Source organism: Mycobacterium syngnathidarum, assembly GCF_001942625.1.
In the GTDB taxonomy this organism is placed as follows: Bacteria; Actinomycetota; Actinomycetes; order Mycobacteriales; family Mycobacteriaceae; genus Mycobacterium; species Mycobacterium syngnathidarum.
This window is the reverse complement of sequence record NZ_MLCL01000033.1, coordinates 151964-165640: the sequence shown is the minus strand read 5'-3', so window position 1 is coordinate 165640 and position 13677 is coordinate 151964. Positions and strand designations below refer to the sequence as shown.

Below are 13677 nucleotides of genomic sequence, written 5' to 3'. Positions count from 1 at the left end.
CCGGAGTTGGCGGCCGCGCTTTCGGCCGCTTCAGTCAGATTTGAACCCACTTAACCGACCGCGCCTTCCATCTGCAGCTCGATCAGCCGGTTGAGCTCGAGCGCGTATTCCATGGGCAGTTCCTTGGCGATGGGTTCGACGAAGCCACGCACCACCATCGCCATCGCCTCGTCCTCGGTCAGGCCACGGCTCATCAGGTAGAAGAGCTGATCTTCGCTGACCTTGGACACCGTGGCCTCGTGACCCATCGTGACGTCGTCCTCACGGATGTCCACATACGGGTAGGTGTCCGAGCGGCTGATCGTGTCGACCAGCAGCGCATCGCATTTCACACTCGAACGGCTGCCGTGAGCACCCTTGTTCACCTGAACGAGGCCGCGGTAGGAAGCCCGTCCGCCGGCCCGCGCCACCGACTTGGACACGATGTTGCTCGACGTGTGCGGTGCCAGGTGCAGCATCTTGGCGCCGGTGTCCTGATGCTGCCCCTCACCGGCGAACGCCACCGAGAGCACCTCGCCCTTGGCGTGCTCACCGGTCATCCAGACCGCGGGGTACTTCATGGTGACCTTGGAACCGATGTTGCCGTCGATCCACTCCATGGTGGCGCCGGCCTCGGCCCGGGCCCGCTTGGTGACCAGGTTGTAGACGTTGTTGGACCAGTTCTGGATCGTGGTGTAGCGCACCCGGGCACCGGGCTTGACCACGATCTCGACAACCGCGGAGTGCAGCGAATCCGACTTGTAGATCGGTGCGGTACACCCCTCGACGTAGTGCACGTAGGAACCTTCGTCGGCGATGATCAGGGTCCGCTCGAACTGGCCCATGTTCTCGGTGTTGATCCGGAAGTAGGCCTGCAGCGGGATGTCGACGTGCACGCCCGGCGGCACATAGATGAACGATCCGCCCGACCACACCGCGGTGTTCAGCGCCGAGAACTTGTTGTCCCCCGCGGGGATCACGGTGCCGAAGTGCTCCTTGAAGATCTCCGGGTACTCACGCAGGCCCGAGTCCGTGTCCAGGAAGATGACCCCCTGGGCCTCAAGGTCCTCGCGGATCTGGTGGTACACCACCTCGGATTCGTACTGGGCCGCGACACCGGCCACCAGGCGCTGCTTCTCGGCTTCCGGAATGCCAAGGCGGTCATAGGTATTGCGAATGTCCTCGGGCAGCTCCTCCCAGGAAGCCGCCTGCTTCTCGGTGGAGCGCACGAAGTACTTGATGTTGTCGAAGTCGATGCCCTCGAGGTTGGAACCCCAATGCGGCATCGGCTTCTTGTCGAAGGTGCGCAGCGCCCGCAGCCGGGTCTCCAGCATCCATTCCGGCTCGTTCTTCTTGGCCGAGATGTCACGCACGACGGCTTCGGAAAGACCCCGCTGCGCACTCGCGCCGGCGACATCGGAGTCCGACCAGCCGTAGCCGTAGTTACCCAGCGACGCGATGGTCTCTTCCTGGGTCAATGGCGTTTCGGGCGTGATGGTCATTTCGCCGCTCCTTGTTTTATCGTTGCGGTCGTCCGGGCGCGGGCTGTGCCCCGAACTTCCGTTGCACTGTCTGTGGTTGTCTCTACCCCGACGCCGTCCACGTCGAGTGGGACATGGGTGGTGCAGGCACAGTCACCGTTGACGATGGTGGCCAGGCGTTGCACGTGGGTGCCCAGAATCTCGGCGAACGCCTCACTCTCCGTCTCGCACAACTCCGGGAATTCCTCGGCGACGTGCGACACCGGACAGTGGTGCTGGCAGATCTGTACCCCGTGAATCGGACCGTCCACCGGTGTCGTGGTGGTGGCGTATCCGGCCCGGGTCAGCGCGTCTGCGACGCGCTCGGCAGTGTCGGCGACGCTGCCGGATCCCTCGGTGACCCCGGCCAGGATGGTGTCCATGCGCCGCCGCGCGAAAGTCCGCACGGCATCCTTGCCGCCGATCTCGCGCAGTTGCCGAATCGCGGCAACCGCGAGGTCGTCGTAGGTATGCCCGAGCTTGGCACGTCCCGCTGCCGTGAGCCGATAGCGTTTGGCCGGGCGACCCCGGCCGTTGTGCTGCCACGCGGCCGCGGCACTGGCCTGGGCATCACCGGCTTCGATCAGGGCATCGAGGTGACGACGCACGCCGGCAGCCGAGATGCCGAGCCGCTCACCGATCTGCCCGGCCGTGATGGGCCCCTCGAGCAGCAGATGGATGATCGCGCGCCGAGTGTGCCCGTCGGAGACCGGCACGACATCGGTGACCGGCTTCGGTGTTCCCACCGAAGCTGGACTCGACGCAGAGCCCTCAGCCGTCCGACGCATTTTCACAACACCATTGTGACGGAATTCCCCGCAGGGTTCTAGCAAGGGCACCCTTACGTGACCTGGGCCACCGTTGCGTGGCGTAGCGCGCCTCTGCCGACGGTTAGGCTGCCCTGATGGCAAGCCGCCTGTCGACCTTCAGCTCATCGATCGCCCGGTGGCACGGCGACGAACGAACCGTCGGATCCCCACTCAACCCCGCCGAGGTCGTCGCGCAGCGCCGGACCCGGCTGTTCGGAGCGACCGGAACCGTACTGATGGCCATCGGCGCTCTCGGCGCCGGCGCCCGTCCCGTGGTGCAGGACCCTACGTTCGGTGTTCGGCTGCTCAACCTGCCCTCCCGCATCCAGACCGTTTCACTGACGATGACCACGACCGGCGCCGTGATGATGGCGCTGGCCTGGCTCATGCTCGGGCGGTTCGCCCTCGGCCCCCGGCGGATGTCGCGCAGCCAGCTCGACCGCACCCTGCTGCTGTGGGCCCTGCCCCTGCTGATCGCGCCACCGATGTACAGCAAGGACGTCTACTCGTATCTGGCGCAGAGCGAGATCGGCTACATCGGGCTCAATCCGTACCAGGTCGGTCCGGCGACCGGACTCGGGCTCGATCACGTGTTCACGTTGTCGGTGCCCAGCCTCTGGCGCGAGACCCCGGCGCCGTACGGGCCACTGTTCCTGTGGATCGGCGAGAGTATTTCCGCGCTGACCGGCGAGAACATCGTCGCGGCCGTGCTCTGCCACCGCATCGTGGTGCTTCTCGGTGTCGGTCTCATCGTGTGGGCCACCCCGCGACTGGCCCGGCGCTGCGGGGTCGCCGAGGTCAGCGCACTGTGGCTGGGCGCCTGCAATCCGCTGCTGTTCATGCACCTGGTGGCCGGGATCCACAACGAAGCACTGATGCTGGGCCTGATGCTGGCCGGCACGGAATTCGCGCTGCGCGGCATCGGAGCCGCCCGGTCGGCGACATCGGGATCGGTCGTCGCGCCGATCATCCCCCGGCCGCTGACCTGGCCGCATTCACGCGAAGACTGGCAGCACTGGTACCCCGCGGGGATGCTGCTGTTCGGGACCGTGCTCATAACGCTGTCCTCCCAGGTCAAGCTTCCGTCCCTGCTGGCGTTGGGATTCGTGGCGATGGCCCTGGCCTGGCGCCTGGGCGGGACGATCAAGGCGTTCTTCGTGGCGAGCGTCCCGCTCGGTGCGGTATCGCTGGCCGTGATGGCCCTCATCGGCTGGGCCAGCGGCCTCGGCTTCGGTTGGCTGGGCACCCTCGGCACCGCGAACGTGGTCCGTAGCTGGATGTCTCCGCCGACACTGCTGGCATTGGGTACCGGTCAGGTCGGCATCCTGCTGGGTCTCGGTGACCACACCACCGCGGTGCTCGCACTGACCCGCGCCATCGGCGTCTTCCTGATCGCAATCCTGGTCAGCTGGCTGCTGCTGGCCGTGATGCGGGGCCGCCTGCACCCCGTCGGCGGTCTGGGTGTCGCGCTCGGCGGCACGATCCTGCTGTTCCCGGTGGTGCAGCCGTGGTACCTGCTGTGGGCGGTGATCCCGTTGGCAGCGTGGGCAACCCGACCCGGATTCCGCGGGTCCACGATCGCCATCACCCTGGTGGTCGGGATCTTCGGCCCGACCGCCAACGGCGACCGGTTCACGTTGTTCCAGATCGTGATGGCAACCTTGGCCAGCACGGTGATCGTGCTGATCTTGATCGGGTTGACGTGGCGCCGGCTGCCGTGGCGCGCATCACCTCAACCCGACATAACCCGACCGCCGGCACCTACGCAGTCCCCCGGCGCCTACGCTGAATCCCCGTGACCTCGCGTTCTGACCATCCTGTGCTGCTCCGCGGCGTCAGCAAGCGCTACGGGTCGACCAAAGCGGTCGACAACCTCGATCTCGAGGTGCAGCGCGCCGAGGTGCTGGCCCTGCTCGGCCCCAACGGCGCGGGCAAGACCACCACGGTCGAGATGTGCGAGGGATTCATCCGCCCGGACGACGGGCAGGTCGAGATCCTGGGCCTGGACCCCATTGCGGACAATGCCCAGCTGCGCGAGCGGATCGGCGTGATGCTGCAGGGTGGCGGCGGGTACCCCGCCGCCAAGGCCGGCGAGATGCTGAATCTCGTCGCTTCCTACGCCGCCGATCCCCTGGATCCGGGCTGGCTGATGGACACCCTCGGCCTGACCGAATCCGCCCGCACCACCTACCGGCGGCTCTCGGGCGGCCAGCAACAACGCCTGGCCCTGGCCTGCGCCGTGGTCGGGCGCCCCGAACTGGTATTCCTCGACGAGCCCACCGCAGGGATGGACGCGCACGCCCGAATTGTGGTGTGGGAGTTGATCGATGCGCTGCGCCGAGACGGTGTGACGGTGGTGCTGACCACCCATCACCTCGCCGAGGCCGAAGAACTCGCCGACCGGATCGTCATCATCGACCACGGGATTGCCGTTGCCACCGGCACACCGGCGGAGCTGACCCACAGCGGCGCCGAGAATCAATTGCGATTCAGCGCCCCGCGCAAACTGGATCTGACCCTGCTGACCGCGGCGCTGCCCGAGGATTACAAGGCCAGCGAGACGGCCCCCGGCGAGTACCTGGTGGAGGGACACATCGATCCACAGGTGCTGGCCACCGTGACGGCCTGGTGCGCGCGGCTCAACGTGCTGGCCACCGGCATGCGGGTGGAACAGCGCAGTCTCGAAGACGTATTCCTCGACCTGACAGGACGGGAGCTGCGGTCATGACGAGCACCCCGAATCGATTCGCCCCGGGCACGTTCTCGCCGGACCCCCGCCCGGCCAAGGTGCCGGCCATGCTGGCCGCCCAATTCGGGCTGGAGCTCAAGCTGCTGCTGCGCAACGGCGAACAGCTCCTGCTGACGATGTTCATCCCGATCACGCTGCTGATCGGGATGACGCTGCTGCCGCTGGGCTCGTTCGGCGACAACCGGGCCGCAACGTTCACCCCGGCCATCATGGCCCTGGCGCTGATCTCCACCGCATTCACCGGACAGGCCATCGCGGTGGCCTTCGACCGCCGCTATGGCGCACTGAAACGCCTTGGCGCCACCGCGCTTCCGGTGTGGGGAATCATCGCGGGCAAGTCCCTGGCCGTCGTCACCGTCGTGTTTTTGCAGGCGATCCTGTTGGGCGCCATAGGTTTTGCGTTGGGTTGGCGTCCGTCGCCGGCCGGGCTGGCACTGGGCGCGGTCATCATCGCATTGGGTACCGCCACATTCGCCGCGTTGGGGCTGCTGCTCGGCGGCACGCTCAAGGCCGAGATCGTGCTGGCGTTGGCGAACCTGCTGTGGTTCGTGTTCGCCGGCCTCGGCGCGCTGACCCTGGAGGGCGGCCCGGTGCCCTCTGCCCTGCGCTGGGCCGCCCGGCTGACGCCATCCGGTGCGCTCACCGAAGCCCTGACCCAGGCGATGACGGTATCCATGGACTGGTTCGGCGTGGCCGTGCTGCTGGTGTGGGGTGTCGTCGCGGCGATCTGCGCGCTGCGCTGGTTCCGGTTCACCTGACCCGCAACGGCCCTACTACGGGCTGTAGTTATTGATCAACTACGATCAGGCCGTGCCCGTCGGAACAGCTTTCCAGCGACTGGTCGATCTGCTGCCCATGCCGAGCCTGCGGGTCCAGCGCCTGATCGCGTTCCTCGTGATCCTCACCCAGGGCGGCATCTCCGTCACCGGCGCGATCGTCCGAGTCACCGCCTCCGGGCTGGGCTGCCCCACCTGGCCCCAGTGCTTCCCGGGCAGCTTCACGCCCGTCCCGCACGCCGAAGTCGCTGTCGTGCACCAGGTGGTGGAGTTCGGCAACCGGATGATCACCTTCCTGGTGGTGCTGACCGCCATCGCCGCCGTCCTCGCCGTCACGCGGGCCCGCCGCCGGCGTGAAGTGCTGGTCTATGCCTGGCTGATGCCGGCGTCCACCGTGGTCCAGGCCATCATCGGCGGCATCACGGTGCGGACCGGCCTGCTGTGGTGGACCGTGGCCGTCCACCTGCTGGCGTCCATGGCAATGGTGTGGCTCGCGGTTCTGCTGTTCGTCAAGATCGGCCAGTCCGACAACGGCGCACCGACGGAAACGGTGCCGAAACCGTTGCGACAGTTGACCGTGCTGAGCGCTGTCCTCCTGGCCGCAGTCCTCGTGACGGGCACCCTGGTGACCGGCGCCGGACCGCACGCCGGGGACAAGAGCCTCGATCGCGTGGTGCCGCGTCTGCAGGTCGAGATCACCACGCTGGTGCACATGCATTCCTCGCTGCTGGTCGCCTATCTGTCCCTGATCGTCGCGCTGGGATTCGCACTCGTCGCGGTGCGCGCCCCACGCCCGGTCATGGTCCGGCTCGTTGTTCTCGCGGTGCTGGTGTGCGCGCAGGGACTCGTCGGCATCGTGCAGTTCTACACCGGCGTGCCCGCCGCCCTGGTCGCCGTGCACGTCGCGGGTGCGGCGGCATGCACCGCGGCCACCGCGGCGCTGTGGGCCTCGATGCGTGAGCGCGTCGAACCCAGCGCCCGGTAGCCACGTTACGGCGGCAGCTAGAGCCCTTTGTGCGACAGCGGGCCCAACCCCAGCCGCTGCAGCGCGTCTTCCACAGCGACGGCGAACCGCCGCTCGGCAGTCCCCCGGGCGGCCGAGCCGAGCTGCCGGAATCCCAGTCCCGGCTCGATCAGCTCGAGCTCCAGCAGGCGGGGATCCTCCGGACCGCCGATCACGTCGACCCGGGCATACACCAGATCCTCGGGCGCGAGGTCGAACAACCGGATGACCGCGTCGACTGCCGCGCGCCCCACCTCCCAGACCTCGTCGTCGGGATCAGCCGGTGACAACGACTCCCGCGCGTAGGTGCCGGTCTCCTCGAACTCGGGTGATTCTCCGGCCGGAGGCAGGATCGGCCCCTTGGTGAACGCGTGGGACTCCTTGCCGCCCAGGAAAACCAGCGCGGTCTCCCCGTCGGCGATGCGCGGGTCATAGGGCTGCACCAACACCGCGCGGCCCGTGGCGTGCAGCACCGCCGCGTGAGCCAGAGCCGCCGAGGCGTCGACGAAACGTTGCGCTCCCGTCGAACCGGCCGCCACCGCGGGCTTCACCACCACTTCGCCGTCGGGCACGCTGACCTGCTCACCGACCGCGAAGTATCCGGTCGGCACCACCGGCACACCCGAGCGGTGCAGATCGTCGAGGTAGTGCTTGTCGACGTTCCACTCGACGACCGGTGCGGGGTTGATCAGATGGGACACCGACCGCGTCCACGCCAGGAACTCGTCGAGACGCTCGGTGTAGTCCCAGGTGGCCCGCAGGAGCACCAGGTCGGCATCGCGCGTCGCCGGGTCGTCCCAGGGCAGCCAGCTGGCGTGCAGACCGCGGTTGCGCAGTGCGATGAGCAGGCCGGCGTCGTCGCCGTCGCCTTCGGGCAATGCGGCGCAACCGGCCAACACGATGCGGGGATGGAACACATCCGGACGGGCGAGCTTCACCCCCGCGATGATAGGTGTGGATGATGGATGGCGTGTATGCCATCGAAGTTGCCGAGACCGGCGGACCCGAAGTCCTGAGCTACGTCGAACGGCCTGAGCCCGCTCCGGGCCCCGGCGAGGTGCTGATCAAGGCCGAGGCCATCGGCGTCAACTTCATCGACACCTATTTCCGGTCCGGGCTGTATCCGCGGGACCTGCCGTTCATCGTCGGTTCCGAGGTCTGTGGCACCGTCGCCGCGGTCGGGGACGATGTGGCCGCACTGGCCGTCGGAGACCGCGTGGTGACCGCCAATGCCACCGGCGCCTACGCGGACTTCTGTGTCGCCCCAGCCGATTTCGTCGCCTACGTGCCCGACGGCGTGGCGCCCGACGCGATTGCGTCCGCGCTGTTGAAGGGCATGACCGCGCACTACCTGATCAAGTCGACCTACGCCGTGCAACCGAGCGACACCATCCTGGTGCATGCCGGCGCAGGCGGTGTCGGCCTGATCCTGACCCAGTGGGCCACCAGCATCGGCACCCGGGTGATCACCACCGCGTCGACGCCGGAGAAGGCCGAACTGTCCCGGCAGGCAGGTGCGATCGAGGTGCTCGAGTATCCCGAGGACCCGGACGAGTTCGCGACCGCGATTCGCGATCTCACCGGCGGGGAGGGCGTGGCCGCCGTGTATGACGGGGTCGGCGCGTCGACGTTCGACGCCAGCCTGGCCAGCCTCGCGGTGCGCGGCACTCTGGCCTTGTTCGGCGCGGCCAGCGGACCGGTGCCGCCGGTGGATCCGCAGCGGCTGAATGCGGCCGGATCGGTCTTCCTGACCCGGCCGACGCTCGCGCACTACACCCGCACATCTGACGAATTCTCTTGGCGTGCCGGTGAATTGATCAACGCGATCGCGGACGGTTCGATCACCATCACCGTCGGCGGCCGCTACCCGCTGGCCGAGGCCGCCTCAGCCCACACCGACCTGCAGGGCCGCAAGACCGTCGGCTCGGTCGTGCTGGTGCCCTAGAAACGTGCTGCCAGACCCCATGCGACGTCGGTGAGGAAACCGCCCGAAGCCGCCGTCGCCGACGATGCCGGCGAAATAGCGATCGGACTCAGCGCGCACAAAATTGTCGGGGCTGACCAATGCGGTCATGCGTATGACGCTGCCACATCAACGGCGCTGGTGGTCTTCTGATCAACCACAGACGAGCCGGGCAGCGTAAGCCGGCGCCTCGCCGACGGTGCGGTCACAACCGACCAGAACCTCACGCGGGGTCAGCGCATGTACGTCGGCGGTGTGATGGCGCGTGGTGCCGGTCCGGGGATCGTGCACCGCGATGTCGTAACACTGCCCCGAGGTCGGCGTCACCACCAGCTGGTGATGACGCCAGCCCCAGCCGTAGTGCCGGAACAGTTCGCGCTCCAGGACCTGCTCGACGGGGTGCGATAGGTAACTCCAGCCCCGATACAGGTCCATCAGATCGGTGGGGTGCCCGGTGCGGTCGACCAGCTGTGCCAATCGGTCGGGGGTGAGGTTGCCCCACCACCTGCCCTCGGGAAAGTCGATGAGGGTGGGGGCGAAACGATGCCCGCCGAAACTGCTGCAGCGCCAGACCCGGGCCACTCCGGTTCCGCCGTGTGCATCGCGCAGTTGCCGGTAGAGGGGGTAGCCGTAGGTGCCGCAGCATGCGTCGACCGCGGCGTGGGTGCAGACCACCAGATCTCGGTGGGTGTCCTGCACGCGGTGGGGTTCGAATTCGGCCGGCGCGGAGATCTCCCCGGCAGCGTCCTCCGGGAACAGGGCGTCGATCAAATGGGGCGCGCCGGAAAGCGGGACATGGTATTCCTGACGCGCGAATTCAGCTGCGGCACTGCCGGTTCGGTCGAAGAGGATGATGCGCATCAGGCCGGCCACCGAGTACTGCGGGTCTGGCGCCGCGGCGAAGGTCTTCATGGTCAGTCCGCGTTCCTCGGTGCGCCGGGTAGCCGCCCGCAACGCGGCTCGCAAGGGTGCGGGTGTCCGGGCGGTCTCCCATACCGGGGTACCCATGCCGGGCGGCCATGGCAGCGGCAGTTCCAGCATCAGGTAACGGTCGAAGTTCCTGGCGGTGCCGATCGGGTCCTCGCCGGCGGCTCGGGCCACCAGGGAGCAGGATTGCCGGGTCGGGATGGCCGGTGCGCAGCGCTGCGGGATTCGGCCGGCCACCGCGTCCTGCAGATTCTGCCGGGCCCGCGCCGCCTCGGAATCCAGTTCGGCACCGGTACCCAGCTTGGTGACGGACTCGACCGCGCTGGGTCCGGTGAAGCCGTGCGCACCCAGTGTGCGGTAGAGCTCGACAAAGTCGACGATGCCGTCGCCGGGCGTGATCGGCGGGGGCATACCGCCGGCGACCACCCGGTGCCCGCTGCGAGGTGGGTGGTCCCGCGCCCCCACGGCAGCGATATAGGGTGCCAGGTCGGCCAACCCGCGCCCGGGCGGCTCGCCCCCGTAGTGCACCAGATTGCCCGGATCCCAGCACGCCCGAAACGATTCGTGCCCAACGCGTTCCACCACCGTCAAGGTGTCAGCAGCCGTACGGGTAAGTCCCCCATGCGGTTTGACTGCAATGGTGATCCCATGGTCAGCCGCGTACGGGGCCGCCGCCGCCATCAGGCGCAGGTAACGGTCGCCGTCGGTGAGCTCGGGGCAGCCCATGTCGACCAGGGTCGAAACCCCAAGGCGGGCACAGTGGTCGAGCTGGCGGCGCAGGGTGGACAGTGCTGCAGCGTCGTCACGACTCAGATCGGCCGCGTGGCTGAGAATGACGAGATCCAGCCCGTGGTCATCAATGACCGCCGCGACCTTCCTGGCGCGGGCAACCGTGGTGTCCGCGGTGATCAATGCCGTGACACCGTGTACCGGCAGTGCGACCGCGTCGTACCCCGCCGTCACAATGCCACGCAGGGCCCGCTCGAAGGGAAGCTTGGCCCACGGTCGCACGGTGCAGGCAAGGACAGTCATGGGTGCAACTCCTGGTCGTAGCGGACCACGATGGTGCGTCGGGGCGAGTCCGTCGCGCTGGTGGGCGTCAGGGTCAGGGAATGAGCACGGACACCGTAGAGTTCGGAAACAACGACGTCGGTCAGCAGCGTGTCGGCCGGGCCGACCCGGACATCGGCGCCACCGCCCAACAGCAACGCGGTGTCTGCGATCTCGAGGGCGTGGTCGGGATGGTGAGTGGTCAACACGATGCCGTGTCCCTCGTCGGCCAGGCCGCGCAGCAGATGCAGCACCCGGCCCTGATTACGCAGATCCAGTGCGGCGGCGGGTTCATCGAGCACCAATACCTGTCCCTCGGCGGCGATTGCCCGCGCGATCAGCACCAGCTGACGCTCGCCGCCGCTGAGTGAGGGATAGTCCCGGTCGGCGAGCGGGGCGATACCGACCCGTTCGAGGGCGGCCTGCGCGCACCGATAATCCCGCCGTCCCGGCCTGGTCATCCGGCCCAGATGCCGAACGCGTCCCATCAGCACCATGTCCATCGCCGTGTAGGCGAAGGTGGAGCGGTGGCTCTGCGGGACGTACCCGATCACCCCGTCGGCGCGGACGCGGCCTTCTGACGGCTCCGCCAGACCGACCACGCAGCGCAACAAGGTGGTCTTACCGCGGCCGTTGGGGCCCAGGACCGAGAGAATCTCGCCCGGCGCGAGTTGGTAGCAGACATCGCGGAAGAGCCATCGCTCACGGTCGTAGGCGAAGCCGAGTCCATCGAGTTCAAGCATCCGACCACATCCGTTGCCGGCGGCTACGCAACAGGATCAGAAACACCGGTGCGCCGACGATGGCGGTAAGTACGCCCAGCGGGATCTCGGCGACCCCCAGTGTGCGGGTGACGGTGTCGATCGCGGTCAGATATGCGGCGCCGAGGCCGATGCTGACCGGGATGAGCACCCGGTTGTCCGCCCCGACCCACAGCCGGGCCAGGTGCGGTACCACCAACCCCACCCAACCGATGACGCCGCTGACCGCCACCGCCCCGGCAACGATCGCCGCGACAGCGGTGAAAATCAGCCAGCGCAGCCGGCCGGGATGCAATCCCAGTGTCACAGCGTCCTCGTCGCCCAGCGAAAGCACGTTGATCCGCCAGCGCAATGCGTAGATGACGGCGCCGCCGAGCAGTACCGGCACCCCGGCGATGACGACCTTCGCGTAAGTGGCGGTGGCCAGGCTGCCCAGCAACCAGAAGACCAGCGATTGCAGTTCGCCGTACGGATCAGCGAGGTAGGTCATGAACGACACCAACGCCGTGAAGAACGCTCCGACCACAATGCCCGACAACACGATCGCCAGCGGTGGGGTCGGTCCTCGAGTTCGACTGACGGCGAAGACCGCCACCAGTGCGGCCATCCCGAACCCGAACGAACCCAGTACCAGGGCAGCCGAGCCAAGGCTCAGGACGATGGCGAGCGCACCCCCGAATGATGCGCCGGACGAGACGCCGAGGATCTGTGGGCTGACCAGCGGATTGCCGAACACCGCTTGTAGCGCGGCCCCGCAGCCGGCGAGTCCCGCGCCGACCAGAATGGCCAACAACACGCGGGGCAGCCGGACGTTGAGCACGACAGCATCCTCGGCCGCAGTCCAGGTCTGCTCGAGCGGCAGCAGCCGACCGAGCAGAATCCGCACGACCTGATCCGGCGCGACCGAGTACCTGCCCACGGCAAGCGCGATGACGGCCACCAGCACGACACCCACCGGAATGACGAGATACGCGGTACGGACGCTGGATACGGCCGAGCGCTCAGCGGCCGAAGTCAACATAGTCACTGGAGTCGGAATTGGCTGTGGAGTAGAGGATCTCGCCGATTTGCGCATCGGTGGGTTCGGTGCCGTACCAGAGCGCGTACTGCCTGGCCACTTCGGCGCGCAGGCCGGGTGCCCCGGTCCCGTGGACCACTCCGGCCAACCACTGCCACATCAAAGGTGATTCCTGGCTCGGGGGATCCCACCGGTATCCGCCCAACGGCACCTTGTAGATCCGACGTTGCGCCACGGCCCGCAGGCTCGCCAGCGCCGGGTCACGGTAAAGATCTGCGGGCAGCTTCGGACCGAAGTTGCCCAGCAGGACGATGTCGGGATCCCACCTCAGCAGCTGCTCGGTGTCGATGGGGGCCTCGTCGGCGTCGATCTCCACAGCGGGATTGCGGGCACCGACGAGTTCGGTGACGAAGTGGTTGTAGGACGCCCGGCCGCCCACATCCAGCGTGTCGGCGGCGCCCCGCAGGTACAGCACCGATGGCCGCGTCGAGCTGGCATCGGGCACCGGAATCTCACTGCGCAACAACCGCATTCGATCGCGCATCCAACCGATCAGTGCCGCGGCCCGCTCCGGCTTGCCGAGCAGTTCGCCGTAGAGCGCAACCGCGTCCTCGAGATCCTGCTGGGTTCCGTAACGCAGCTGCGCCACGGTCAACCCGGCATTCTGCAATGGTTCAACGATGCCAGGGCCACGGTCGCCCCACTGGATCACCACATCCGGGTCCAGCGCCAGCACGCTCTCCACGTTCGGTGCGAACTCGGCGCCTGCCACGTCGGTGGGAACCGTCAGCAGCCCCGGATACGCCGCGCCGATGAAACTGTCCTCGATCGCAGAACGCGAGGCGGCGTTCATGCCGACCAGAACCTCGGGTCCGCCGTTGACGGCCACCATCATCGACGCGGCCGGCTTCGGGATGGTCACCACCCGCCGGGCCGGCCGCGGCAACTGCACGGTCGCACCGGCGAGATCGGTGACCGTGACGGCCCCGACCCCACTGCCTGATTCGGCCCGTCCGCACCCGACGCCCACCACCGATGCCGCGGCGGTGGCCAGGATTCCGCCCAACATTTTCCGGCGCGCGATGAACTGACCGCTCACGAATACCTCCCGGGAGTCCGCGC

The 13677-nt window shown here is 67.8% G+C and carries 12 protein-coding genes and 1 pseudogene; 5 read left to right on the top strand and 8 right to left on the bottom strand.

The window, feature by feature from the left end:
* Positions 1–50: 50 nt before the first annotated feature.
* Complete coding sequence (sufB, locus tag BKG60_RS11295) at positions 51–1481, bottom strand: Fe-S cluster assembly protein SufB (protein WP_070185988.1); 1431 nt, start codon at positions 1479–1481, stop codon at positions 51–53.
* The gene (locus tag BKG60_RS11290; protein ID WP_110764965.1) at positions 1478–2287 is read right to left on the bottom strand and encodes a helix-turn-helix transcriptional regulator; all 810 of its coding nucleotides are present in this window, start codon (positions 2285–2287) and stop codon (positions 1478–1480) included. The genes sufB and BKG60_RS11290 overlap by 4 nt, the downstream gene beginning before the upstream one ends.
* A 116-nt stretch (positions 2288–2403) precedes the next feature.
* Between BKG60_RS11290 and mptB the strand changes: the two genes are divergently transcribed.
* From mptB to BKG60_RS11270, 4 genes are all read left to right on the top strand, one after another.
* The gene (gene mptB / locus BKG60_RS11285) at positions 2404–4107 is read left to right on the top strand and encodes a polyprenol phosphomannose-dependent alpha 1,6 mannosyltransferase MptB (protein ID WP_070185987.1); all 1704 of its coding nucleotides are present in this window, start codon (positions 2404–2406) and stop codon (positions 4105–4107) included.
* Positions 4104–5036 carry an ABC transporter ATP-binding protein gene (locus tag BKG60_RS11280; RefSeq protein ID WP_070185986.1) on the top strand — a complete coding sequence of 311 codons (933 nt, stop codon included), beginning with the start codon at positions 4104–4106 and terminating at the stop codon, positions 5034–5036. Before mptB ends, BKG60_RS11280 begins: the two co-directional genes overlap by 4 nt.
* On the top strand, positions 5033–5815 hold the full coding sequence (locus BKG60_RS11275; RefSeq protein WP_070185985.1) for an ABC transporter permease: 783 nt from the start codon (positions 5033–5035) through the stop codon (positions 5813–5815). Before BKG60_RS11280 ends, BKG60_RS11275 begins: the two co-directional genes overlap by 4 nt.
* Before the next feature lie 97 nt (positions 5816–5912).
* The gene (locus tag BKG60_RS11270; RefSeq protein WP_165617735.1) at positions 5913–6818 is read left to right on the top strand and encodes a COX15/CtaA family protein; all 906 of its coding nucleotides are present in this window, start codon (positions 5913–5915) and stop codon (positions 6816–6818) included.
* Between the two features lie 17 nt (positions 6819–6835).
* Here the strand turns inward: BKG60_RS11270 and BKG60_RS11265 are convergent, their stop codons facing one another.
* On the bottom strand, positions 6836–7774 hold the full coding sequence (locus BKG60_RS11265; protein WP_070943670.1) for an ATP-grasp domain-containing protein: 939 nt from the start codon (positions 7772–7774) through the stop codon (positions 6836–6838).
* 32 nt (positions 7775–7806) lie between these two features.
* Here BKG60_RS11265 and BKG60_RS11260 point away from each other — a divergent pair, with 32 nt between their 5' ends.
* Positions 7807–8781 (top strand): quinone oxidoreductase family protein, encoded by a 975-nt coding sequence (locus tag BKG60_RS11260; RefSeq protein ID WP_070186036.1) that lies wholly within the window; start codon positions 7807–7809, stop codon positions 8779–8781.
* A gap of 18 nt (positions 8782–8799) precedes the next feature.
* Here BKG60_RS11260 and BKG60_RS32440 read toward each other — a convergent pair.
* The 5 genes and pseudogenes from BKG60_RS32440 to BKG60_RS11235 form a co-directional block, all read right to left on the bottom strand.
* Positions 8800–8910: pseudogene (locus tag BKG60_RS32440) on the bottom strand (carboxylesterase); the annotation flags it as partial.
* Positions 8911–8952: 42 nt separating this feature from the next.
* The gene (locus tag BKG60_RS11250) at positions 8953–10758 is read right to left on the bottom strand and encodes a TIM barrel protein (RefSeq protein ID WP_070185983.1); all 1806 of its coding nucleotides are present in this window, start codon (positions 10756–10758) and stop codon (positions 8953–8955) included.
* On the bottom strand, positions 10755–11519 hold the full coding sequence (locus BKG60_RS11245; RefSeq protein WP_070185982.1) for an ABC transporter ATP-binding protein: 765 nt from the start codon (positions 11517–11519) through the stop codon (positions 10755–10757). Before BKG60_RS11245 ends, BKG60_RS11250 begins: the two co-directional genes overlap by 4 nt.
* Positions 11512–12558: a FecCD family ABC transporter permease gene (locus tag BKG60_RS11240; RefSeq protein WP_070185981.1), complete on the bottom strand. Its 1047-nt coding sequence runs from the start codon at positions 12556–12558 to the stop codon at positions 11512–11514. The genes BKG60_RS11245 and BKG60_RS11240 overlap by 8 nt, the downstream gene beginning before the upstream one ends.
* Positions 12539–13654 carry an ABC transporter substrate-binding protein gene (locus tag BKG60_RS11235; RefSeq protein ID WP_083339177.1) on the bottom strand — a complete coding sequence of 372 codons (1116 nt, stop codon included), beginning with the start codon at positions 13652–13654 and terminating at the stop codon, positions 12539–12541. Before BKG60_RS11235 ends, BKG60_RS11240 begins: the two co-directional genes overlap by 20 nt.
* Positions 13655–13677 lie beyond the last annotated feature (23 nt).